Annotated in this window: 1 pseudogene; it reads right to left on the reverse strand. The window is 39.1% G+C overall.

From position 1 onward, the window contains the following. Nucleotides 1-97: 97 nt before the first annotated feature. Nucleotides 98-256: pseudogene (locus tag AB4496_RS28500) on the reverse strand (low-specificity L-threonine aldolase); the annotation flags it as partial.

Consider the following 256-nt stretch of genomic DNA (forward strand, 5'->3'; position numbering starts at 1 on the left):
ATTTTTCGGTGGAAGAGGTGAATGATTTTTTTAAAAGACTAAAGCTTCGTAAGGGAAGCTCTAGTCTTAATTGCTTTAATGCGAATCTTGTTCAGCGTTAAAGCGCACTTTCCAACTTAGTTAGGAAAGTCGCGATGTCTTTTGAACTGATATCTCTATGAGTAACAAAACGTACAGGGTTACCTGGTGACATTGTAATGCCTTGCTCTCCTAACTCCCGTGCGATACGGTTAATATCAATCGACTGATCTAACTT

Source organism: Vibrio sp. 10N.222.46.A1 (assembly GCF_041473595.1).
GTDB classification, from domain to species: Bacteria; Pseudomonadota; Gammaproteobacteria; order Enterobacterales; family Vibrionaceae; genus Vibrio; species Vibrio tasmaniensis_A.